This is a genomic window from Nonomuraea sp. NPDC001636 (assembly GCF_040298265.1).
GTDB lineage: Bacteria > Actinomycetota > Actinomycetes > Streptosporangiales > Streptosporangiaceae > Nonomuraea.
In genome coordinates this window covers 22,927-44,991 of the sequence record NZ_JBEOZT010000007.1, presented here as the reverse complement: position 1 = coordinate 44,991, position 22,065 = coordinate 22,927, and the positions used below count along the sequence as shown (strand labels likewise).

Here is a 22,065-nt window from a genome sequence, read left to right as displayed (position 1 = left end):
CCGCGCGGCGGGGCCTCCTCCCTGACGGTGTCCCCGCACTCCGCCCCGCTTATACACCGCGTATATACTCTCGGGGTATATTGCGGTGCATGATCAAGCACTTCAGAACGAACCGGGCCGGCGGGACCGCGGCCGTCGCCGGGCTCGCCGCCGTCCTGGCGGCCGGGCTGGTCCACGGCTCGCCGGCGGCGGCGTCCGTGGCGTCGGCTGCTTCGGCGGCGCCCGCGCCCGCGACGTACCTGCCGGCCCCGACCGGCTCCCGGCCGGTCGGCACCACGTCCCTGTACCTGAAGGACACCTCGCGCGCCGACCCGTGGGTCCCCTCGGCCAAGGCGCGCGAGCTGATGGTCTCGCTCTGGTACCCGGCCAGGTCGCCGGGCCGCCACCGCGCCCCGTACATGACGGCGAAGGCGTCGGAGCTGCTGCTCAAGGACGGCGGGATCACCGACCTCCCGGCCGACACCCTGAGCAGGACCCGGACCAACGCCTTCACCGACGCCCGCCCCGCCGGACGCCCCCGCAGCCTGCCCCTCGTCGTCCTGTCCCCCGGCCACAGCAAGCCCCGCACCGAGCTCACCGCCCTGGCCGAGGAGCTGGCCAGCCACGGGTACGTGGTGGCCGCCATCGACCACACCTACGAGAACGTCGCCACCTCCTTCCCCGACGGCCGGGTCACCACCTGCGTCACCTGCGAGATCGACGACAAGGGCCCGGCCTGGTGGGCGAAGCTGGAGAAGAGCCGGGCGGCCGACGTGTCCTTCGTGCTCGACCGGCTCACCGGCGCGCACGCGCGGTGGACGGGGGCCCGCCTGATCGACCCGTCCAGGATCGCCATGGCCGGTCACTCGGCGGGCGGCGCCGCCGCCGTCGCGTCGATCGCGGCCGACACCCGGCTGCGCGCCGGCATCGACCTCGACGGCAGCGTGGAGACGACGCTCCCGGCGGCCGGGACGTCCCGGCCGTTCCTGTTCCTGGGCAAGCCCTCCTCGTTCACGCCGGGCAAGGGCGGGTCGGCCGCCACGTGGGAGCGCGTCTGGGCGCGGCTGACCGGATGGAAGCGCTGGCTGCTGCTGACGGGGGCCGCGCACACGTCCTTCACGGACCTGGGCGTCCTGATGGACCAGGTCGGCATCGAGGACGGCGCCACCGTGCCCGGCGCCCGCGCACTCGGCGTCACCCGCGCCTACGTCACGGCCTTCTTCGACCAGCACCTGCGCGGGCAGGCCCGGCCCCTGCTGGACAAGCCGTCGGCCGACGTCCCCGAGGTCGAATTCTGCAGCCCGGAGGACAAGACCTGCGAGTGACCCGGGGCCGTCTGTACGCGGGGCCGGCCCGGCGGGCATGATGAACAACCATCGGTCCGTCTCCTTGGAGCGTCCATGGATCGTCTGTTCGTGCGGCTGGCCCTCTACGTGGTCAGGTTCGCCGGGGCCGTCGCGGGGGTGTGGGGGGTCGCCTACGCCGTCAACGGCGCCACGCAGGCCGGCGGGGAGATCGTCGTCCGCGTCGTCCCCCGTCCAGGGGCCGCCGACCGGCTCGGGCTGAGCGGGGTGAAGCTGCCCCGCGGCCTCTCCCTGGGAGGCGGGGAGCTGTCGCTGCGGGTCTGGGACTCGACGGCGGCCGAGCAGATGCTCTACCGGGCGGACGTGATGGTGGGCGGCCTGTGCGCGCTCGTCGCCGCCCTCCTGGTCGGCGGGCTGCTGACATCGGTGTTCGCGGGCGAGCCGTACCGCCGTGGCAACGCGGCGCGGGTCGCCTGGCTCGCCGTCCTCGCGCTCGTCTCGGGAGCGGCCCAGGCGCTGCCCGCGCTCGCGGTGGCCGCGGTGCTCGACCGCGCGGGGGCGGGCGGGACGTTCGGGCCGCCGTCCGGGCTGTCGTGGCCGCCGTTCACGGGCGCGGCGCTGCTGGCGGCGCTGGCCCTGGCGCTGCGGGCCGGACGGAGGGCCCGCGCCGACGTCCCCTCTGTCGCATAGTGTCGCGATCATGACGATCGAACTGCGCGCCGTCCGCGAGGACGACCTGGCGTTCCTGACCCGGCTGATCGGCGACCCGGACAGCAGCGGCGAGTACCAGTGGTACGGCTGGCAGGACCCCCACCGCCTGCGCCGCCTCTGGGACGAGAACGGGATGCTCGGCGAGGACGGCGGCATGCTGGTGATCGCCTCCGGCGAGGACCGGGCGGGCCTCGTGTCGTGGCGCAGGCAGCTCACCTCCCGGGTGTCGTCCTGCTGGGAGATGGGCCTCATCGTGGCGCCCGGCTTCCGCGGCAAGGGGCACGGGACGCGGGCGCAGCGGCTGCTGGCGCGCTACCTGTTCGACCACTCGCCGGTCAACCGGGTGCAGGCGACCACCGAGCTCGGCAACGTGGCCGAGCAGCGCGCGCTGGAGAAGGCCGGTTTCACCCGGGAGGGCGTGCTGCGCGGCGGCGGGTTCCGCGCCGGCGAGTGGCGTGACGGCGTGATGTACGGCATCGTCCGCGCCGACCTGGACCGGACCCCGGCACCTCCAGGGGCCTGACCAGCGGCGGGGCGGACCCAGGCGGAGATCAACGCGGGCTCAACGGATCCTCAACACCGGCGCCCCTACGTTGCGGTCACACGATTCCGCACCAAGGGGGAGCACATGCGTAACCTTCCAGCCCTGGCGGTCGCCGCGGTGGTGGCCGGCGGCGTCCTGACCGTCGCCTCGCCCGCCGGCGCCTCCGTCCAGGACGTCCGGCAGGTGTCCCGGACGCAGGCCGCCGGGCCGATCAACTACTCGTGCGGCGCGCGGCTGCGGGTGAGCCGGGACGTGCCCAGGAACACCTGGCACCGCATGGCGGCGGCGAAGGGCCGCCGCGGCACGGTCTACCTGTACGAGGCCGACGGCGTCTACCGCGGCCGGAACGTGTGGTGGGCCTGGGGCACCAGCCTGCGCTCCGGCGACCGCATCTCCATCGACTGGACCGACGACGGGGGCCGCACCTACCACGCCTGCCACGCGGTGGTCAGGGGCGGCGGACGCCGCAGCGTCACGTCGTACGCGGTGGACGCCCCGACCGGCCGCAAGTTCCGCGCCTGCGTGAAGGCCGCGGGCAAGTGGTCGTGCACCCGCCGCTGGTGGGAGATCAGGTATTCCTGACCGCCCGGTCCGCCGGGCAGGGCGTGCGAGCTGCGGCGATACGAGTACGACCGCTTGACATACCGGACAGTCGGCACATAGTGTCCCGTCAATCGGCAGGCACAGACGAAGAGATCCCTGTCAGTGGTCTTCGTCTGTGCCTTTGTCGTATCCGGACCGCTGGCAAGGGATCACACCCCCCTGAAAGGCGGCTGGGCATGAGCGACGCCCCCGTGCAGAACACCTCGGTCACGCGGATCCGCAACGCCGGAGACGCGGCCGACGTCATCAACACCCTGACGAGGCTGGCCGGCCGGGCCAACTGGATCTGGTTCCTCGCCCTGGCGGGCCTGTTCCTGGACGCCTACTCCAACGCGGCCCTGGGCGCCGGCCTGTCCCCCATGGTCAAGCAGCTCGGCCTGTCGCCGGGCCAGGTGGGCGTGCTCACCGCCATGGCGCCGGCCATCGCCATCATCTCCAACCCGTTCGGCGGCTGGCTGGCCGCCCGGATCGGCCGGGTCAAGCCGCTGCTGCTGACCAAGGTGGTGTTCGCGCTCGGCGCGCTGCTGACGGCGGCCGGCTCCGACTTCCAGACCGTCTTCGCCGGCCGCGGCCTGGTCGGCATCGCGTACGGCATCGACTTCGCGGTGGCCATGGCGCTGCTGGCCGAGTACACGCCGTCCGCGCTCAAGGGCAGGCTCAACTTCTGGCAAGGCGTCTGGTACACCGCCACCACCACGAACCTGCTGCTCACGCTGGTGTTCTACCGTTTCGACGTGGGCGCGGACATCTGGCGCTGGTCGGTGGGCTCCTCGGCCGTCTTCGCCGTCGTGCTGCTGGTCCTGCAACTCGCCTTCCTGGTGGAGAGCCCGACGTGGCTGGCCGCCAAGGGACGGCTGCGCGACTCCGCCGCGGCCCTGCGCCGCATGTACGGCTTCGCCGTCCAGGAGGACGCGGGACGGGACGGCGTCGCGGCCGACCAGGGCCGGCAGGTGGGGTTCGGCGACGCGGGCGTGCTGTTCCGCAGGCCGTACCTGCCGCGCACGGTGTTGTCCACGGTCATCTCGCTCACCCAGGCCATGCAGTACTTCGCGGTCGGCTGGTACCTGCCGGTGATCAGCCTGGAGCTGTTCGGCAAGGAGTTCGAGAAGGCCACGATCGGGTCGATGGCGTTCAACGCGGTCGGCATCGTCGGCGGCTGCCTGGCCGCCTACACCGGCCGCCGCCTGGGCCTGCGGCTCAGCTCGATGGCCGGGTACGCGGTGGTGTTCGTGGCGCTGCTGGTGATGGGCGCGACGTTCAAGCAGCTGCCGGTCGCGCTGGCCGCGCTGCTGCCCGTGCTGTTCATCTTCTTCCACTCCGCCGGGCCCGGCCCGAACGGCAAGTCGATCGCCGCGCTGTCCTACCGCAGCGACATCCGCACCCTGGGCACCGGCGTGACCGGCATGCTCGGCAGCCTCGGCTCGGTCGCCGGCCTGTACCTGTTCCCGCAGTTGCAGGCGGGCATCGGGGTCGGCGCCAGCCTCATGGTGCTGTCGGTGGTGCCGCTGGTCGGCCTGGTCACCTGCCTGCTGATCAAGTGGGACCCCACCCGCGTGGCGGTCAACCTGGAGGAGGAGGAGATCGCGCTGCGGAAGAGGGACGAGCGCCGATGACCGGCCGTACCCGGCGCGGGATCCTCAGCGTCGACGAGGGCACCACGGGCACGCGCGCCGCCGTCGTCCTGGACGACGGCTCGGCGGCGCCGCCCGCCTACCGGCCCATCTCGGTCCACTCCCCCGACCATCTGCGGGTCGAGCAGGACGCCATGGAGATCTGGGCGAAGACCGCCGAGGTCTGCGCGCAGGCCCTGGAGTGGGCGCGGGCGCACGACGTCGAGGTCACCGGCGTGTCGATCGCCACCCAGCGCGCCACCGTGCTGCTGTGGGACACCGTCACCGGCGAGCCGCTCACCCCCGCCGTGGTCTGGCAGGACCGCCGCTACGCCGCCCGGCTGCGCGCATGGGAGCCCGGCTGGGACGCCCGCCTGGTCGAGCACACCGGCCGGCCGGTCGGCTCGCGCGCCCCGCTGCTGTGGGCCGCCGACGTGCTGCGCGACGACCCGGCCGTGCGCCGGGCGCACGAGGCGGGACGGGTGGCCTTCGGCTCGGTCGACACCTGGCTGGTGTGGCGGCTGACCGGCGGCGCGCGGCACGTCATGTCCGCCACCAACGCGGTCGCCGCCGGCGCCTACGACCTGCGCACCGGCGACTGGTACGAGCCGTGGCGGGACTTCCTCGGCTGCCCCCGCGACGTGCTGCCGCAGATCCTTGACGAGGACGGCGACTACGGCCACACCGACCCGTCGGTGCTCGGCGTGCGGCTGCCGGTGTTGTCGGTGATGGGCGACCAGCACGCCGCGATGATCGCGCTCGGCGCGCACCGGCCGGGCCAGGCGATGTGCGTGCACGGCACGGGAACGTTCCTGGACGCCGTGGCCGGCGACCGGCCGCCCGCGCACCGCCGGGCGGTGCCGGGGGTGCTGACGCTGGTCGGCTGGCGTTCGCGCGGCGCGGCGGTGTTCAGCCTGGAGGGCTACGCCGCCACCACCGGCTCGGCGGTGCGCTGGTTGTGCGAGGAGATCGGGCTGTTCGACTCGCCCGCCCAGCTGACCGCGCTGGCCCGCGAGCATCCCGGGCCGAGCCGGGTGCGGTTCCTGCCCGCGCTGGCCGGGATGCGCACGCCGGTCTGGTCGCCCGAGGCCACCGGCGTCCTGACCGGGCTCAGCCTGTCCACCACCCGGGCCGAGCTGGCCCGGGGCGTCCTGGAGGGCATCGCCCACTCGGTGTGCGACCTGCTGGACGGGGTGGAGCAGGCGCTCGGCGCGCCGGTCACCGATCTGTTCTGCGGCGGCGGCCTGGCCAGCAGCGACGTGCTGATGGCGAGCCAGGCCGACCTCGTCGGGCGGCCGGTCCGCCGCGCCCGCGCCAACGAGACGGCCAGCCTGCGCGGCGCCGCCTACCTCGGGGGCGTGCGCGCGGGGCTCTGGCCCGACCTGCCCGCCGCCCTCGCCGGGCTCGGCGACGTCCCCGTCTTCGAGCCCACGTTGCCCGACGCCGCCCGCGAGGAGGCCCGCGCCGCCTGGCGTGACCTGCTCTCCCGGCACATCTCGTACCAACAGGAGGAATCCCCCTCGTGATCCGGCTTCCAGAACGCAAGCCCAGATCGGAGACCAGGAGCGCCATCCGGCGCACCCCGCTGCGGCTGGACCGTCAGGCGCAGATCGAGCGGCTGGCCGCGCGGCCGGTGGACGTGCTCGTCGTCGGCGGCGGCGTGACCGGCTGCTACGCCGCGCTGGACGCCGCCACCCGCGGCCTCAGCGTGGCGCTGGTGGAACGCGACGACTTCGCCTCGGGCACCTCCTCCAAGTCCTCCAAGATGGTCCACGGCGGCCTGCGCTACATCGAGCAGGGCAACCTGCCGCTGGTGCGCCGCTCGCTGCTGGAGCGGCAGCGCTTCCGCCGCAACGCGCCCCACCTGGTGCGGCGGCTGCCGTTCGTGCTGCCGATCCTCGCCGAGGACGGCGTCTTCGACGCCCGCATCGCCAAGGCCTTCGAGGGCCTGCTGTGGACCTACGACCTGGCGGGCGGCTGGCGCATCGGCCGGCTGCACCAGCGGCTCAGCGTGGCCGAAGTGCTGGCCAGGGCGCCGCGGCTGCGCGCCGACCGGCTCAAGGGCGGCCTGCTCTACTACGACAGCCGCACCGACGACGCCCGGCTGACCCTGACCATCGCCAGGACCGCCGCCCACTTCGGCGCCACCGTGCTGAACGGCGCCACCTGCCGCGAGCTGGTCAAGGAGGGCGGCCGGGTGCGCGGCGCCCGCGTCGAGGTGGACGGGCGCACGGTCGAGGTGCGCGCCGGGGTCGTCGTCAACGCCACCGGCGTGTGGACCGACACCCTGGACGCGCTGTCCGACCCGGGGCACCGGGCGCGGGTGCGTCCGGCCAAGGGCGTGCACATCGTGGTGCCGTGGACGCGGCTGCCGGTGGACGGCACCGTGACCGTCCCGGTGCCCGGCCGGGCCCGCCGCGCCACCTGCACCCGCTGGGGCGACGTGGTCGTGGTCGGCACCACCGACACCGACTACGACGGCTCGCCCGACGAGGTGCTGTGCACCCGCGAGGAGATGCAGTACCTGCTCGACGGCGCCAACACCGCCTTCGACGCCGACCTCACCCCGGACGACGTGATCGGCTCGATCGCCGGGCTGCGTCCGCTGGTCGGCGAGAAGGAGGGCGCCACGCTCGACATGAGCCGCGACCACCGGATCACCACCGACGGCTTCGGCCTGGTCACGGTCACCGGCGGCAAGCTGACCACCAGCAGGCACATGGGCGAGCTGGCCGTGGACGAGGCGCTGAAGGTGCTCGGCCGCAAGGCCCGCTGCCGCACCGCGCGGCTGCCGCTGCTCGGCGGCGCGGGCTACGACGCCGAGGCGACCACCGCGACCGGCGGGCTCGGCGCCCACCTGGGCGAGCGGTACGGCACCGAGGCCCGGTTCGTCGCCGACCTGATCACCGAGGACCCGTCGCTGGCCGGGCCGGTCGTCGAGGGCAGCGAGTACCTGCGGGCCGAGGTGGTCTACGCGGCCCGCTGCGAGCTGGCCAGGAACGTGGACGACGTGTTGTCGCGGCGCACCCGGATGCGGGTCTTCGCCCGCGACCTGTCGGTCAAGGCGGCTCCCGAGGTGGGCCGGCTGCTCCAGCGCGAGCTCGGCCTCTCCGACGACGAGGTGGCCCGGCAGGTCGAGGACTACGTGCGCGGCGTGGACCGCGAGAAGAGCGTTCTGATGGAGGGACTTTCATGATCAGCAGGCAGACCGTCACCCACCCGTTCAACCGCGGCGACTACGTCGTGGGCGCGCCCACGCCGCCGCGCTGGGCCGCCGACTGCCCGCCGGGCAAGGGCCCGGCCAGCCTGCAGGGCCAGGTCGTGCCGGTCCCCGAGAGCGTGGTGGCGGAGCTGCGCGCGCTCGGCGCCGCCGTGCACACCGACCGGGACGAGGTGATCCTGCGCACCCGCGACTGGTGGGCGGGCACCTCCATCGGCGAGACCGACGGCCGTCCGGCCACGCCGGAGGCGGTCGTCGTCGAGGTGGAGGACGAGCGGCAGGTGGCCGCCGTGGTGCGGATCTGCCACGAGCACCGCATCCCGCTGACCGTCTCGGCCGGCCGCAGCAACGTGCTGGGCGCCGCGCTGCCCGTGCACGGCGGCGTCGTGCTGGACGTGTGCCGGCTCAACCGCATCCTGTCCTTCGACGCCGAATCCATGATCGTCGAAGTGCAGGCGGGCATGTTCGGCGACCTGTTCGAGAAGGAGCTGCAGGAGACGCACGGCGCCACCACCGGCCACTGGCCGTCGGCGTTCGCCATCTCCACCGTCGGCGGCTGGGCCGCCTGCCGCGGCGCGGGCCAGCTCTCCACCCGCTACGGCAAGATCGAGGACATGGTGGTCGGGCTGGACGTGGTGCTGCCCGACGGCACCACCGCCAGCTACGGCACCTACCCGCGCGCCGCGGTGGGCCCCGACCTGCGGCAGCTGTTCATCGGCTCGGAGGGCACGCTCGGCGTCATCACCCGGCTGCGGCTGCGTACGCACCGGCTGCCCGACTACGCGGTGGGCATCGCCTACGGCTTCGACACCTTCGCCGCCGGGCTCGACGCGTGCCGGGAGATCCTGCAGCGCGGCGCCACCCCGGCCGCGCTGCGCCTGTACGACGCGCACGAGAGCGGCACCCACTTCGGCGAGCCCGGCACCAACCTGCTGCTCGTCGCCGACGAGGGCGACCCGGTGCTGGTCGACGCCGTCATGAGGATCGCCGAGGAGGTCTGCGCCGAACGCGCGTCGGTGAAACTGGACGGCGCGGCGGTCTTCGCCCGCTGGCTGGACGAGCGCATGATCGTCGGCAAGGCCGCCGACGGCTTCGTCCGGGGGCCGGGGTTCGTCTCCGACACCTGCGAGATCGCCGGGCCGTGGGCCGCGCTGCCCGCCCTGTACGACGAGGTCGTGGCCGCCATCGAGGCCGTCCCCGGCACGCTGCGCGCCTCGGCCCACCAGTCGCACGCCTACACCGACGGCGCCTGCCTGTACTTCTCGCTGCGCGGCGACGTCGAACGCGACCAGCGGCGCGCCTGGTACCGGGCCGCCTGGGACGCCGCCGCCGAGGTGCTCGTCCGGCACGGCGCGGCGATCAGCCACCACCACGGCGTCGGCCTGCTGCGCTCGCCGTACATGCGGGACGCGCTGGGCAGCGGCTACCCCACGCTGCTGGCGGTCAAGCAGGCGCTGGACCCGCGGGGCATCATGAACCCCGGCAAGCTGGGGCTGCCCGCGCCCTTCGAAAACCCGGCGCACTAAGGTTGATGCGGTGAACTCTCGACACAAGGGCCCGCTGGATCAGCGCCTGCTCGCCGCCCTGGCCGAGCATCCCGTCGCCGCGTCGCTGGTGGGGGTGGAGAGCGTCGAGCGGTTCACCTCCTCCCCCACGCCGATCGGCATCCTGGCCTCGATCCCGCTCGGCGACCTGGCGGCCACGGTCCAGCGCACGGTGGCCGCCCGGAAGATCGCATTCGTCAACATCGACTCCACCCCCGGCCTGGGGCACGATCCCGGGGCGCTGGCCTACCTGCAGGGCATCGGCGCGGTCGGGGTCGTCTCCACGCGGCAGGCGATGATCGAGCGGGCCACCGGGCTCGGGCTGCTGACCATGCAGAAGGTGTTCGTCACCGACCGGTCGAACCTGCGGCGCAGCCTGCAGTCCATCACCCGGTCGCGGCCCGACCTGGTGCAGCTCATGCCGGCCATGGTGTTGCGGCACGTCGAGCGGCAGGTGCGGGCGGTCGGCGTGCCGTGCCTGGCCGCGGGGTTCGTGCAGAGCGCGGACGACGTGGTGGAGGCGCTGCGGCACGGGGCCGTCGGCGTGTGCACCTCCGACGAGGAGCTGTGGGGGCTGCGCCGCTCGGCCCTGCGCGCCTCCTGATCCGTCTTCATCCGGAAGGACCTTGCGATGACGCCTGCCCGCGTGCGGGAGACCGCCGCCCCCACGGCGCCCGTCCGGCGCGCCGGGAGGCGGTGGCCGGTGGCGCCCGGGGTGTTCGTCGTCCTGTGGAGCAGCGCGTTCATCGCGGGCATCCCGGGGGTCAGGGCGGCGCCGCCGTTGTTGCTGATGTTCGGCAGGTTCGCCGTCGCCGGGGTGCTGCTGGGGGCGTACGCGCTGGTCAGGCGGGTGCCGTGGCCTCGTGGGCGGGACCTGGCGCACGTGGCCGTGGCCGGGCTGCTGATCCAGGCCGTGCAGTTCGGCGCCTTCTACAGCGCGCTCGGCGCGGGCCTGCCGGCCGCGGTCGTGTCCCTGGTGCAGGGGCTGAACCCGGTGGTCATCCTGCTGGTCGGCCGGGTGCTGGGCGAGCGGGTCGGCGCCGGGCAGTGGGCCGGGTTCGCGCTCGGCCTGGCCGGGGTGGTGCTGGCGGTGGCCGACCGGATCAGCCTGTCCGCGTCCGGGGTGGCGCTGTGCCTGCTGGGGCTGGCCGGGCTCAGCGCGGGCACCCTCTACCAGCAGCGGTACGCCCCCCGCATGGACGCGCTGAGCGGCACCGCGGTGCAGCTGCTGGTCAGCGCCCCCGCCGCCGGCCTCGCCTGCCTGGCGCTCGGCCCGGTCCGGGTGTCGGACTGGACGGCGTTCGGGCTGTCGGTCGGCTGGATGGCGCTGGTCAACTCCATCGCGGCGTTCATCCTGCTCAACCGGATGTTGCTGCGCTCCCCCGCCAGCCGGGTGAGCACGGTGTTCTTCCTGACCCCGGCCGTGACCGCCGTCCTGGCCTGGTCGCTGGCCGGGCAGCCGCTGCCCCCGCTCGCCGTGGCCGGGCTCGTCCTGGGCGGCTGCGGGGTGCTGCTGGCCAACCTCTCGACACGAAGAAGGGCGAACTGATGCGCATTCGCGGCGCGGTCCTGGAGGAGATCGGCCGGTCCCGGCCCTACGCGGAGTCGCGGCCCCTGACGGTCTGCGACCTGGAACTCGATCCGCCGGGGCCGGGCGAGCTGCTGGTGCGGGTGGAGGTGGCCGGCGTGTGCCACTCCGACCTGTCGGTGGTGGACGGCAACCGGGTGCGTCCGGTGCCCATGCTGCTCGGCCACGAGGCGGCGGGCGTGGTGGAGCAGGCCGGACCGGGCGTCGACGACCTCGCCCCCGGGCGGCGCGTCGTGATGACCTTCCTGCCCAGGTGCGGCGGGTGCGCCGGCTGCGCCACCGAGGGCGTGACGCCCTGCGTGCCGGGCAGCGCCGCCAACAACGACGGCACCCTGCTGAGCGGCGCGGTCCGCCAGCACAGGGACGGCGTCGCGGTGCTGCACCACCTCGGGGTGTCGGCGTTCGCCACGCACGTGGTGGTCGACCGGCGCTCGGTCGTCCCGGTCGATCCCGACGTGCCGGCCGAGGTCGCCGCCCTGCTCGGCTGCGCCGTGCTGACCGGCGGCGGCGCCGTGCTCAACGCCGGCCGGCCGCGCCCCGGGCAGACGGTCACGGTCGTCGGGCTGGGCGGCGTGGGCATGGCCGCGCTGCTCACCGCGCTGGCCCTCGACGACGTCCGGGTGATCGGCGTGGACGCCAACCCGGCCAAGCTCGCCATGGCCCGCGAGCTGGGCGCGCACGAGGTGTACGGCCCGGACGAGCTGACCGGCGAGGCGGACGTCGTGGTGGAGGCGGCGGGCAGCGCGCGGGCGTTCGAGACCGCGGTGACCGCGACGGCCCCCGGGGGCCGCACCGTCAGCGTGGGCCTGCCCGCGCCCGGCGCCCGCGCCTCGATCTCGCCGCTCGCGCTGGTAGCCGGCGGGCGCAGCATCATCGGCAGCTACCTGGGCTCGGCGCTGCCCGCCCGCGACATCCCGGTGTTCGCCCGGATGTGGCGCGAGGGCCGGCTGCCGGTGGAGCGGCTGGTCTCGGCCCGGATCGGCCTGGCGGCCGTCAACGAGGCGATGGACCAGCTCGCCGACGGCGCCGCCCTGCGCCAGCTGATCGTCTTCGACGACTGACCGCCGGGGCCGGACGCCACCCCGACGCGACGGCCGGCGTCTGGGGGCCGCGGCAGCTCCTTCGACCGGGCCATGGTCCGGCCCGTCGCCGTCTCCCAGTCGCACTCCACCAGCGTGCCGCCCTCGCGGACGAGCGGGCGCAGCAGCCGGTCGGCGCCGCCGAAAACGGGATGCGGCCGGGCCGCGTCCGGGGTGAGGATGGCCGCGCACGGCCGTCGGAGCCGTCCCCCGGACGAGGAGCGTGTCATGAGCGCCGCCGGAACCGCTCACCCGCAGGTCACCATCCGTACGGGCCGGCTGCGTGGCCGGATCGAGGGCGGCGTGGCCGTCTTCCGCGGCGTGCCGTACGCGTGCCCGCCGGTGGACGGCCTGCGCCTGGCCGCCCCCGCGCCGCCCGAGGCGTGGGACGGCGTGCGCGAGGCCGCCGCGTTCGGCCCGCCGCCGCCGCAGTCCAGGCTGCTGGGCGCCACCGGCGACGCCGGGGCCGACGGGAACTGGCTGACCGCCAACGTGTGGACCCCCGACCTGGGCGCGGCCCGGCTGCCGGTGATGGTGTGGATCCACGGCGGCGGCTACATGTACGGCTGGTCCGGCGACCCGCTCTTCGACGGCGGCGTGCTCGCCCGGGACGGCGTCGTCGTGGTCACCCTCAACTACCGGGTCTCCGCCGAGGGCTTCGGGCACTTCCGCGGCGCGCCCGCCAACCGCGGCCTGCTGGACCAGGTGGCCGCCCTGCGCTGGGTGCGCGAGAACGCGGCGGCCTTCGGCGGCGACCCCGGCCAGGTCACCGTCTTCGGCGAGTCCGCCGGAGCCGGGAGCATCGCGGCGCTGATGACGATGCCCGCCGCGGCCGGCCTGTTCCACCGCGCGATCGCGCAGAGCGTGCCGGGCCTGTTCCTCACCCCCGAGCTGGCCGCCGATCTCGCCGCCGCGGTGGCCGCCGAGCTGGGAGCGGCCCCGCACGCGGACGAGCTGGCGCGCCTGCCGCCGGAACGGCTGATCGAGGCCGGCGACGCGGTGGCGGCCGGGATGGGCGGCAGCCCGCGCTGGGGCCTGGCCGCGCACGTCCGCACGCCGTTCGCGCCGGTCGTGGACGGCGAGGTGCTGCCCGCGACGCCCTGGCGGTCGCCGTCAGGCGGGGTGGACCTGCTCGTGGGGCACAACCGCGACGAGTACCGGCTGTTCATGGCGCTCGGCGGCGAGCTCGGCCAGGTCACCGCCGAGCAGGCGGCCGCCGCGCTGCGGGCGCTGGCCCCCGACCCGGCGGCCTACCGGGCGGCCCACCCGGAGGCCGGCGACGAACGGCTGTACGAGCTGGTCCACTCCGACTGGCTGTTCCGGATGCCGTCCGTACGGCTGGCCGAGGCCCACGGCGGGCACGGCCGGGCCCACCTGTACGAGCTGACCTGGCCGGCCCCCGGCATGGGCGGGACGCTCGGCGCGTGTCACGGGCTGGGCCTGCCGCTGACGTTCGGCAACCTGACCGCGGGCGTGGCCGGGCTGCTGCTCGGCCAGGAGCCGCCGCCGCAGGCCGCCGAGTTGTCGGCCCGGGTGCGGGCGGCGTGGACCGCCTTCGCCGCGACCGGCGACCCGGGCTGGCCGGCGTACGAGCCGCGCGAGCGGCTGACCTGGATCATCGACACCGAGCCGGGCACGGCGGCGTACCCGGAGGAGGCGTCGCGCCGGTTGTGGGCCGGGCACGCCTTCGACCCGCTCCCGCTGACGATCTCCGGGCCGGCGTGAGCACCGGTCACCGCGGGCGGGCCGGGGTCAGTCGCAGGTCTGGGTGCTGACGGGGTTCGTGGCCGTGGCGGCCTGGCGGGCGTCGGGCGCGACCTCGCCGGCGGTCAGCGCGTAGCCGGTCTCCACCTGGCCGGCGACGGCGGCGAAGATCACGCCCAGGACGCGGCCGTCCACGGCGAGCAGCGGGCCGCCGGAGTTGCCCTGCTGGATCTTGCCCCGGATCAGGTAGACGTCCCTGGTCACCTGCGAGGCCCGGTAGATGTCGCGGCTGCCGGCCCGCTGCCGCTCGGCGACGCGGGCGGGCTCCGGCGTGAAGCCGCCGCCGTTCGGGTAGCCGGCGACCAGCGCGTCCTGGCCCTCCCTGGCCCGGGTGTCGAAGGAGAGCGGGGGCAGCCCGAGTCCGGGGACGTACAGGACCGCGACGTCCCGCCGGGGGTTGTACCAGACGACCTGCGCCGGGTGCGGCCGCTGCTGGTGGTCGACCACCTGCAGGTCCGTGTCCACCCCGGCCACGACGTGCGCGTTGGTCATGATGTGGTCGGGCGCGTAGGTGAAGCCGGTGCCGGTGATGCGCTTGCCGCAGGCGGAGGCGGTCCCCTGGACCTGCAGGATGCCCGTCCTGGCCTGCCGCAGCGCCGGGCTGCGCAGCACGGCCACGTCCGGCGGCGGCACCCGGACGGTGCTCATCCCGGCGATGGTGTCGAGCACCGGCGGAAAGTCGGACCGGTCGATGAACTGCTTGAAGGGCCGCTGCCAGTTCCGCGCCGCCTCGGGCGCCGCCGCGTCGAGCGTGGACAGCAGCGCCGAGCCGCGGATCTGCTCCACCGCCGGCGTCCACGGGCTGGAGACCAGCAGGCTGCCCACGAGCCAGGCGACCAGCAGCACGAACGTGGCGTTGACCAGCCCGCCGCCCAGGGAGTCCAGGATCCGGGCCGGTTCGCCGCGCAGGTACGTGCGTAACCGCACCCCCAGCGTGGACGCGGCGAACTGGCCGGCCAGCGCGATCAGGAACACGATGACGAGCGCGCAAGCCGTCTGCGCGATGTCGCCGGTCACGAGCGCGTTCGTCACGGCGGGGGCGACGGCGATGCCCAGCACGCATCCGGCGACGAACCCGATCGAGCTCGTCACCCCGACGACGAACCCCTGCCGGAAGCCCGCCACGCCGAACCCGACCACCAGAACGACCAGGACGACGTCGAGCAGATCACCGGACACAAGCAAAGACAATCATCTTTTCCCCGACAAGGGAGGATCCAGTCCGGTACGCCGGATTTCCTTGATCGGCGAGCGGGTCAGTCCGCCATGCCGATGACCTGCCGGACCGTCTCCGGACGGCCGAGCGCGGCAAGCACGGCGTGGGCGACGTCGGCGCGGGAGACGTACCGGCCGCCGGGCACGTTCTGGCCCACCGCCGTCCGGTAGGCGCCGGTCACGGGCTTGTCGGTGAGCTGCACCGGCCGGACCACCGTCCAGTCCAGGCCGCTGTCGCGCACGGCGTCCTCCATGACGGCCAGGTCCAGGTACTGCGGGCGCAGCGCGGCCTTGACCAGCGGATACACCACGTATCGCAGGAACGGCCCGTCGCCGGGGTCGTGCCGGGGCGGGTGGGGACGGCCCGGCGAGGGCGTGGTGCCCACCGGGGCGGCACTCACCACGACCAGCCGGCGGGCTCCGGCGGCCTCCATGGCCGCGAGGATGACCTCGGTGCCCCGGGACGCCACCCCGGCCGCGGCGTTGTTCGGCGGGCCGAGCGCCGACAGGACGGCATCGGCGCCCTCGACGGCGGGCCGCAGATCGGCCGCCTCGGCCGTGGTCAGGTCGGCGACGGGCACCACCCGGACCGGCAGCCCGTCCAGTCTGGCCGGGTCGCGCACGACCGCCGTGACGTCGTGCCCCTGGGCCAGCGACTGGGCGAGCAGGTGCCGACCGACGCCGCCGCCGGCGCCGAAGACGGTGAGTTTCACGAATCACTCCAAGGTTGCTGAAAGGGTCCGGTGCGAACAGCCACCCGTACGACGGAGTGAGCCCGCCGAAGGTGACGTCCCGCCAGGCCCTCAACCCCGGGCGCCCGGACGCGAGCTGCCCACCGGCTTCCGGCCGGGCCCGCTCAGAGGTCGGCCGTGACGTCGGGGACGTACCCTCCGGGGCGGCGCGGCGGACGGCGGTAGCCGGTGGCGGGCGGTCGCGGCGGGATCTCCAGCGGCGCCCGCTCGACCCGCCGGTAGGGGATCGTGGACAGCAGGTGCGCGATCATGTTGATCCTGGCCCGCCGCTTGTCCTCGCTCTCCACCTCGTACCAGGGCGCCTCGGGGATGTCGGTGTGCGCCAGCATCTCGTCCTTGGCCCGGGAGTACTCCTCCCACCTGGTGATCGACTCCAGGTCCATCGCCGACAACTTCCACCGGCGCATCGGGTCCGCCAGCCGGTCGCGGAAGCGCCGCTCCTGCTCGGCGTCGCTCACCGAGAACCAGTACTTGCGCAGCAGGATCCCGTCCTCGACCAGCAGCCTCTCGAAGATCGGGCATTGGTGCAGGAAGCGCGCGTGCTCCTCCGGGGTGCAGAACCCCATCACCCGCTCGACCCCGGCCCGGTTGTACCAGCTCCGGTCGAACAGCACGATCTCCCCCGCGGCCGGCAGGTGCTCGACGTACCGCTGGAAGTACCACTGCGACCGCTGCCGGTCGGTCGGGACGGGCAGCGCGGCGATCCTGGCCACCCGCGGGTTCAGGTACTCGGTGACCCGCTTGATCGTGCTGCCCTTGCCCGCGGCGTCGCGCCCCTCGAAGATCACCACGACGCGCCGCCCCTCGGCCCGCACCCACTCCTGCAGCTCCACCAGCTCTTGCTGGAGGCGGAGGAGTTCCTTCTCGTACGGCTTGCGGCGCAGCCTGTCAGTCCCCATGCCTGCGGATTCTAGAAGGGCGCCGCGCTCACTCCAGGCCGCGTTCACTCCAGGACGCGCTCACTCCAGGCCGCGCTCACTCCAGGACGTCGGAGAGCGGACGCCGGGGCGTGCCCTTCTCCTCGAAGGTGACCCCCAGCCGCATGATCATCTGCGGGTGCTCCCCCGAGAACAGCTCCAGCCGCAGGAACTCCCGCAACAGCTCCAGCTCCAGGGCCTGCGTGTGGAAGGCGGCGCTGACCCCGTGCGCCGACGCCTGCAGCAGCACCCGTTGCAGCGCCTGGCCGGCGGCCAGCCAGTCCCGCCGGTCGTCCGCCCGCGTGGTCAGCACGGCGACCACCCCGACCGCCGTCTCGTCCTGGCCGCCCGGTGCGCCCCAGCCCTGCCGCCACGCGTAGTGACGCTGGGGGAAGACCGCCTCCGTCGGCGCGCCCTCGCGCGGGTAGCTCCCGGCCGGCACACCGTCGGCCCGCGTGCTGCCCGGCGGCCTGGCCCACCGCACGACCTCCAGGCCGAACCGCTGATCCTGCTCCTGCACGCCCTGCGCCGCCCGGGTCAGCGCGGCCAGCACCTCCACCGCCTCCGCCGACCGGACGGGCGTCAACCGGACCCCCTCGCCCATCGCCGCCCTCACCAGCGACTCCACGAACGCGTCAGGGACCGGGACGTCGGCGAAACCCGCCCGATGCGTGTGACGCCGCTCGATCTCGCCCCCGAGCACCCGCGTCACCTCGTCCGGCTCGCTCTCCCGGCCCGGCCGGACCGTCGCCAGCAACCCGGGCCGATCGGGATCCGGCAGGACCCGGACGACCGGCTCGAACCCCGCGCACCGCATCGCGACGCACATCGTGAACAGCGCCGCGCCACAACTGATCACCAGCTCCCGCCCGGTCACGTCGCCGGCCTTGAGCTGCCTGCCGGTGTCGGCCTTCAACCCGATCTCCACGTCGGAGACCGAGAAGGTCCACGGCTGGGTGTTGTGCACGGAAGGGGCCCATCGAGCGGCCTCGACCGCCGCGTCCATGGCCTGTCTCGGCGAGCACGTGCTCATGGTCCACCTCCAGAAGACGACCGCGGCGAAATGTGCGGTCTTCTCTGTCCGGCCTACCCCGCTTCGGCCTTCTCTGTCCGGCCTGCCGCGCTTCGGCCTTCTCTGTCCGGCCTACCCCGCCAGGATGAGTCCTCCCGGGGCGCCCGCCCCAGGGCCGGAGGGCCCGCGCCACCGGGTCCGAGGACCCTGCCGGCGAGCGTACGGCGCCGATGCCGGAAGGCCACGGAGTTCAGGACGTCCGGCGGTGTCGCCCCGCGGTCGCGCGCGTCAGTCTGGGACCAGGATCGTTCACGGGAAAGAGATGATGATCATGATCCCGATCCGCCCCCTCCTCGCCGTCGCCCTGGCGGTGGCCGTCACCGGCGTGCCGGCCTCACCCGCGCGGGCCGCGCGGCAGGCCGCCGTCCCCGTCCTGGTCGGCATCCGGGCCGCGCACCTGCCCGGCGTCGACCGGCTGGTCTTCGAGTTCCGCGGCCCGGTCCCGGCCCGGCAGGACGTGCGCTACGTGTCCCGGCTGGTCGCCGACGGCTCCGGACGGACGGTCGGCGCGGTCGGCGACGCCCTCCTCCAGGTCCGCTTCGACCAGGCCGACGGCCACGACCGCCGGGGCCGGGTCACCTACGGCCCCGCCCGCCGGACCTACGCGCTGCCCGGCGTCGTCCAGGTCGTCAACACCGGCGACTTCGAGGCCACGCTCACCTTCGGCGTCGGCCTGGCCAGGCGCGTGCCCTACCAGGTCCGCACGCTGACCCGGCCGAGCCGGGTCGTCGTCGACCTCACCACGTCCTACCGGACCGTGTCCGTGCGCGACCACTTCCTCGACACCACCGCCCGGAGCCCGCGCACGGCGTCCGTGACCCGCCCGGTGGCCCCGCCGGAGACCGCCTACGGCGCGCTGCAACGGCTGTTCGCCGGCCCGACCGAGGCCGAACTGGCGCGCGGCCTGCGCTTCGTCAGCTCCGGGGCCACCGGCTTCGGCAGGCTGACCGTCGCGGACGGGATCGCCAGGGTCCACCTGACCGGCCCGGTCGACGGCGGCGGATCGGCCTTCACCGTCGCCGACCAGATCAGGCCGACGCTCAAGCAGTTCCCGGCGATCCGGTGGGTCAAGATCTATGACGCGGCGGGGCGTACCGGGCATCCCGCCGGGCCGTCGGACTCGGTACCCCGCTCGCTGGAGCCCGGCTGAGGCCGGACGGGGTGCCTGTGGGCACGTTTTCCCAGGAGAACGGCCATGTTGATCTTCTTGGTTCGTTCATGATGGCGGGGTGACCACGCCTTGTCCTCCGTGATCCGAACGCGGGGCCGCCCCGTCCGTCATGACGGACCCGGGACGAAGGTCCTCCCGTCAAGAGCCGCCCGCCCCTGCCGTCCCCGCCGGGGCGCCCGCACAGTGCTTCAAGGAGGTGTCCGTTGAAAGCGTTGATCGACCTTCTGGCCCGGCGCGTACGCCTGTACCGCCCCGACGGCAATCCCCTGCGCCGCCGTTCCGACCGGCTGGAGGCGCTCGCGGTGCTGGTGACCGGGCTCGTGGTGCTGGCGGGCGTCTGGCCCGCCGTCCTCGTGGGCCGGCTGGCCTACGAGGGCGCGCTCCGCGAGGAGAGCGCGCACGCCGTGGGGCGGCATCAGGTCAGGGCGACGCTGCTGGCCGACGCGCCGGCCGCCCGCGTCGCCCTCACCGAGATGCCCATGGGCGAGCAGCGGGCGATGGCGAGCTGGACGACGTCCTCGGGCGCGGCGCGCAGCGGCCCGGTGCCGGTCCCCGCGGTGGCCAGGGCCGGCTCCACGGTCCCGTTGTGGATCGACGCCGCCGGCCGGCCCGTGCCGCCGCCCACCGCCCGCACGGTCCTGCGGACGAGGGGCGTGGCGACCGGCCTCCTGCTCATGTCCGTGATCGCCCTGGCCGCCGCGGGCGGCTTCGCGGCGTTCCGGTGGTGGACGGATCGGCGGCGGTACCGGGAGTGGGAGGTCCAGTGGGCACGGGCCGGCGAGGACTGGGGACGGCGCCGCAGCCCCTGATTCGCACCGGCCGTCCGTCACCGCGGCTCACGGCCTCTGATTCGCGCTGTCCTCCTGCCACCGCGGCTCACGGGCCCTGATCCGCGCCGATTGTCCTTCACCGCGGCTCACGGGCCCTGATCCGCGCCGCTCGTCCATCACCGCGGCTCGCGGCCTTCGGCGCTGTCGGCGGGGCGGATCACCGCGACCGGGCAGTGCGCGTGGTGCAGCACCCCTCTGCTGACCGAGCCGAGCAGCAGCGAGCCGAACGCGCCCCGGCCGCGCGAGCCGACCACCAGCAGGTCGCAGGGCGCGCCGGTGAGCGCCTCGACCGGATGGGCGCTCTGCACGTCCTCCACGACCGTCACCTCGGGATGCCGCTCCCGCCATCCGGCCGTCCTGGTCCGGATCACCTCCCGCTGGGCGGCCCGGACCTCGTCCACGTCGTAGGCGATCTCCGGTGCGAAGGCGTGCACGGGGATCTGCCAGGCGTGGATCAGGCGCAGCCGGGCGCCGCGCAGGGCGGCCTGCTCGAAGGCGTAGCCGACGGCCGGCTCGCAGACGCCGGAGTCGTCGATCCCGACGCCGACCTCGCCCACCCGCTCCGGCGGGTCCGCGCGCACCACCACCACGGGACACCGCACCTGACCGGCCACCTGCATGGTCACCGACCCGAGCAGCGCGCCGGCGAACCCGCCCAGCCCCCGGTTGCCGATGACCAGCTCGTCCGCCCGCCGCGCCTGATCCTGCAGGACGGCCGCGGGCGTCCCCTCCACGATCTCGGCGTGCACCGGCACGGACGGCTGCCGCGCCCGGACCGCCGCCTCGGCCCGCTCCAGCACCCTGGACGCCGCCAGCAGCAAATTGTTCCACTGCCCGAAGTCGGGGAACCGGCCGACGGCGTACGGCTGCCGGTCCAGGGCGTGCACGATGTGCAACTCCGCGCCCGTCCGCGCCGCGTCGTCGGCGGCCCATCCCAACGCGGCGTCCGACGGCGCGGAACCGTCCACGCCGACCATGATCCGTCCCGGCATGCTGCCTCCCGGCCGTGGATCTTCCTCGGCCCCCGCCTGCCCAAAGTCAGGAGCGGGCGAAGAAAGCCCAAGTTCGCGGGCCGGAGGCCGTCCTGAGCTGCCCCGGGTCGCCTCCGCCGCCAGATTTCTCCAAGTTTTGGGGCTGGCGATCCTGTCCGCTCACCTCCCGGACGGCTGAATGAGTAGGGGAGGTATGAGCGATGTCTGAGCTGGTCGTGGTGGGTGTCGACGGATCGCCGTCCGGGTTCGACGCCGTGGCGTGGGCTGCCGACGACGCCTTCAGGGCGGGGGCCGAGCTGCGGATCGTGTCCGTGGTGGAGACCTGGCCGTACCAGGTTCCGCAGATCGCCGCCGTCGAGTGGGAGAGCTCGATGACCGAGCGCGCGCGGGAGATCCTGGCCAAGGCGCAGGAGATCGTCGGCGAACGCCGGCCCACGGTCGAGGTGAGCACCCGGGTCATGACCGGGAAGGCGTCGGTCGTCCTCCGGGAGCAGGCGGCCGAGGCCGCCGAGCTGGTGGTGGGGCGCAGGGGGGCGGGCGGCTTCGCCGGTGCCGTGCTCGGCTCGGTCAGCATGAGCGTGGCCGGTCAGGCGCCCGGCCCGGTGGTCGTCGTCCGCGACGGGGACACCGCCTCCCATGACGAGGTCGTCGTCGGCGTGGACGGCTCCCCCGCCTGCGAACCGGCCCTCGACTACGCCTTCCGGCAGGCCGAGCTGCGCGGCGGCAGCCTGCGGGCGGTGCACGCCTGGCCGCTGCCGTTCGCGCTGGCGCCCGACTTCTCCTGCGACATCGAGGCGCTGCGGGAGAGCCACCTGCGCGTCACCAGGGAACAGCTCACCCCGTGGCAGGAACGGCATCCCGACGTCAGGGTGATCACGGACGTCCAGTGCGGCCATCCCGTCAAGACGCTCGTCGCCGCGGGCGACCGGGCCGACCTGCTGGTGGTCGGCTCGCAGGGCAGGAGCGGGCTGGGCTCGTTCGTGCTCGGCTCGGTCATGCGCGGCGTCCTGCACCACGCGCGCTGCACCGTCGCGGTGGTGCGCGAGCGCCCCTGAACCGGCGGCGGGGCCTCCCGGCCCGCCGTCCAGGGACCAATGCCCCCACGGCGTGCCCCCCTTGAAGGAGATCGCCGTCGCCGTCCCGCACCGGGCGTTGTGGATGGACGTGAAC

At 74.5% G+C, this 22,065-nt stretch carries 20 protein-coding genes; 15 read left to right on the top strand and 5 right to left on the bottom strand.

Translation table 11 applies throughout. From position 1 onward, the window contains the following. Positions 1 to 89: 89 nt before the first annotated feature. The 12 genes from ABT158_RS15945 to ABT158_RS15890 all read left to right on the top strand — a co-directional run bounded on the left by ABT158_RS15945 (position 90) and on the right by ABT158_RS15890 (position 13,907). Entirely contained in the window at positions 90 to 1,304 is a 1,215-nt protein-coding gene (locus ABT158_RS15945; RefSeq protein ID WP_352353751.1) for an alpha/beta hydrolase family protein, read from the top strand. A 75-nt stretch (positions 1,305 to 1,379) separates the two neighbouring features. Continuing rightward, positions 1,380 to 1,973: a hypothetical protein gene (locus ABT158_RS15940; protein WP_352353749.1), complete on the top strand. Its 594-nt coding sequence runs from the start codon at positions 1,380 to 1,382 to the stop codon at positions 1,971 to 1,973. 10 nt (positions 1,974 to 1,983) lie between these two features. Beyond that, on the top strand, positions 1,984 to 2,517 hold the full coding sequence (locus ABT158_RS15935) for a GNAT family N-acetyltransferase (protein ID WP_352353747.1): 534 nt from the start codon (positions 1,984 to 1,986) through the stop codon (positions 2,515 to 2,517). 105 nt (positions 2,518 to 2,622) lie between these two features. Then, entirely contained in the window at positions 2,623 to 3,120 is a 498-nt protein-coding gene (locus ABT158_RS15930; protein ID WP_352353745.1) for a hypothetical protein, read from the top strand. 197 nt (positions 3,121 to 3,317) lie between these two features. After that, complete coding sequence (locus tag ABT158_RS15925; RefSeq protein ID WP_352353743.1) at positions 3,318 to 4,754, top strand: MFS transporter; 1,437 nt, start codon at positions 3,318 to 3,320, stop codon at positions 4,752 to 4,754. Beyond that, positions 4,751 to 6,277 carry an FGGY family carbohydrate kinase gene (locus ABT158_RS15920; protein WP_352353741.1) on the top strand — a complete coding sequence of 509 codons (1,527 nt, stop codon included), beginning with the start codon at positions 4,751 to 4,753 and terminating at the stop codon, positions 6,275 to 6,277. Before ABT158_RS15925 ends, ABT158_RS15920 begins: the two co-directional genes overlap by 4 nt. Beyond that, the gene (locus ABT158_RS15915) at positions 6,274 to 7,947 is read left to right on the top strand and encodes a glycerol-3-phosphate dehydrogenase/oxidase (RefSeq protein ID WP_352353739.1); all 1,674 of its coding nucleotides are present in this window, start codon (positions 6,274 to 6,276) and stop codon (positions 7,945 to 7,947) included. Before ABT158_RS15920 ends, ABT158_RS15915 begins: the two co-directional genes overlap by 4 nt. Then, on the top strand, positions 7,944 to 9,497 hold the full coding sequence (locus ABT158_RS15910) for an FAD-binding oxidoreductase (RefSeq protein WP_352353737.1): 1,554 nt from the start codon (positions 7,944 to 7,946) through the stop codon (positions 9,495 to 9,497). Before ABT158_RS15915 ends, ABT158_RS15910 begins: the two co-directional genes overlap by 4 nt. Before the next feature lie 10 nt (positions 9,498 to 9,507). Next, positions 9,508 to 10,119, top strand: coding sequence for a glycerol-3-phosphate responsive antiterminator (locus tag ABT158_RS15905; protein ID WP_352353735.1), 612 nt, complete (start codon positions 9,508 to 9,510; stop codon positions 10,117 to 10,119). A 27-nt stretch (positions 10,120 to 10,146) separates the two neighbouring features. Next, positions 10,147 to 11,064, top strand: a complete 918-nt coding sequence (locus ABT158_RS15900; protein ID WP_352353733.1) for a DMT family transporter — start codon at positions 10,147 to 10,149, stop codon at positions 11,062 to 11,064. Beyond that, the gene (locus tag ABT158_RS15895) at positions 11,064 to 12,164 is read left to right on the top strand and encodes an alcohol dehydrogenase catalytic domain-containing protein (RefSeq protein WP_352353731.1); all 1,101 of its coding nucleotides are present in this window, start codon (positions 11,064 to 11,066) and stop codon (positions 12,162 to 12,164) included. The genes ABT158_RS15900 and ABT158_RS15895 overlap by 1 nt, the downstream gene beginning before the upstream one ends. Before the next feature lie 246 nt (positions 12,165 to 12,410). After that, a complete protein-coding gene (locus ABT158_RS15890) occupies positions 12,411 to 13,907 on the top strand; it encodes a carboxylesterase/lipase family protein (RefSeq protein WP_352353729.1) in 1,497 nt (498 codons plus the stop codon). 27 nt (positions 13,908 to 13,934) lie between these two features. On the opposite strand, the gene ABT158_RS15885 is transcribed toward ABT158_RS15890, so the two are convergent. The 4 genes from ABT158_RS15885 to ABT158_RS15870 all read right to left on the bottom strand — a co-directional run bounded on the left by ABT158_RS15885 (position 13,935) and on the right by ABT158_RS15870 (position 17,863). After that, on the bottom strand, positions 13,935 to 15,125 hold the full coding sequence (locus tag ABT158_RS15885) for a MarP family serine protease (protein ID WP_352353727.1): 1,191 nt from the start codon (positions 15,123 to 15,125) through the stop codon (positions 13,935 to 13,937). A 77-nt stretch (positions 15,126 to 15,202) separates the two neighbouring features. Beyond that, entirely contained in the window at positions 15,203 to 15,874 is a 672-nt protein-coding gene (locus ABT158_RS15880) for an NAD(P)-dependent oxidoreductase (RefSeq protein ID WP_352353725.1), read from the bottom strand. Between the two features lie 143 nt (positions 15,875 to 16,017). Beyond that, on the bottom strand, positions 16,018 to 16,812 hold the full coding sequence (gene ppk2, locus ABT158_RS15875) for a polyphosphate kinase 2 (protein WP_352353723.1): 795 nt from the start codon (positions 16,810 to 16,812) through the stop codon (positions 16,018 to 16,020). A 76-nt stretch (positions 16,813 to 16,888) separates the two neighbouring features. Then, positions 16,889 to 17,863, bottom strand: a complete 975-nt coding sequence (locus ABT158_RS15870) for an Acg family FMN-binding oxidoreductase (protein WP_352353721.1) — start codon at positions 17,861 to 17,863, stop codon at positions 16,889 to 16,891. A 310-nt stretch (positions 17,864 to 18,173) separates the two neighbouring features. On the opposite strand from ABT158_RS15870, the gene ABT158_RS15865 reads away from it, so the two are divergent. After that, a complete protein-coding gene (locus ABT158_RS15865; RefSeq protein ID WP_352353719.1) occupies positions 18,174 to 19,052 on the top strand; it encodes a GerMN domain-containing protein in 879 nt (292 codons plus the stop codon). A gap of 224 nt (positions 19,053 to 19,276) precedes the next feature. After that, positions 19,277 to 19,882, top strand: a complete 606-nt coding sequence (locus ABT158_RS15860) for an Rv1733c family protein (protein WP_352353717.1) — start codon at positions 19,277 to 19,279, stop codon at positions 19,880 to 19,882. 137 nt (positions 19,883 to 20,019) lie between these two features. Here the strand turns inward: ABT158_RS15860 and ABT158_RS15855 are convergent, their stop codons facing one another. After that, a complete protein-coding gene (locus ABT158_RS15855; RefSeq protein WP_352353715.1) occupies positions 20,020 to 20,895 on the bottom strand; it encodes a universal stress protein in 876 nt (291 codons plus the stop codon). A gap of 200 nt (positions 20,896 to 21,095) precedes the next feature. On the opposite strand from ABT158_RS15855, the gene ABT158_RS15850 reads away from it, so the two are divergent. Continuing rightward, on the top strand, positions 21,096 to 21,950 hold the full coding sequence (locus tag ABT158_RS15850) for a universal stress protein (protein WP_352353713.1): 855 nt from the start codon (positions 21,096 to 21,098) through the stop codon (positions 21,948 to 21,950). Positions 21,951 to 22,065: the final 115 nt, after the last annotated feature.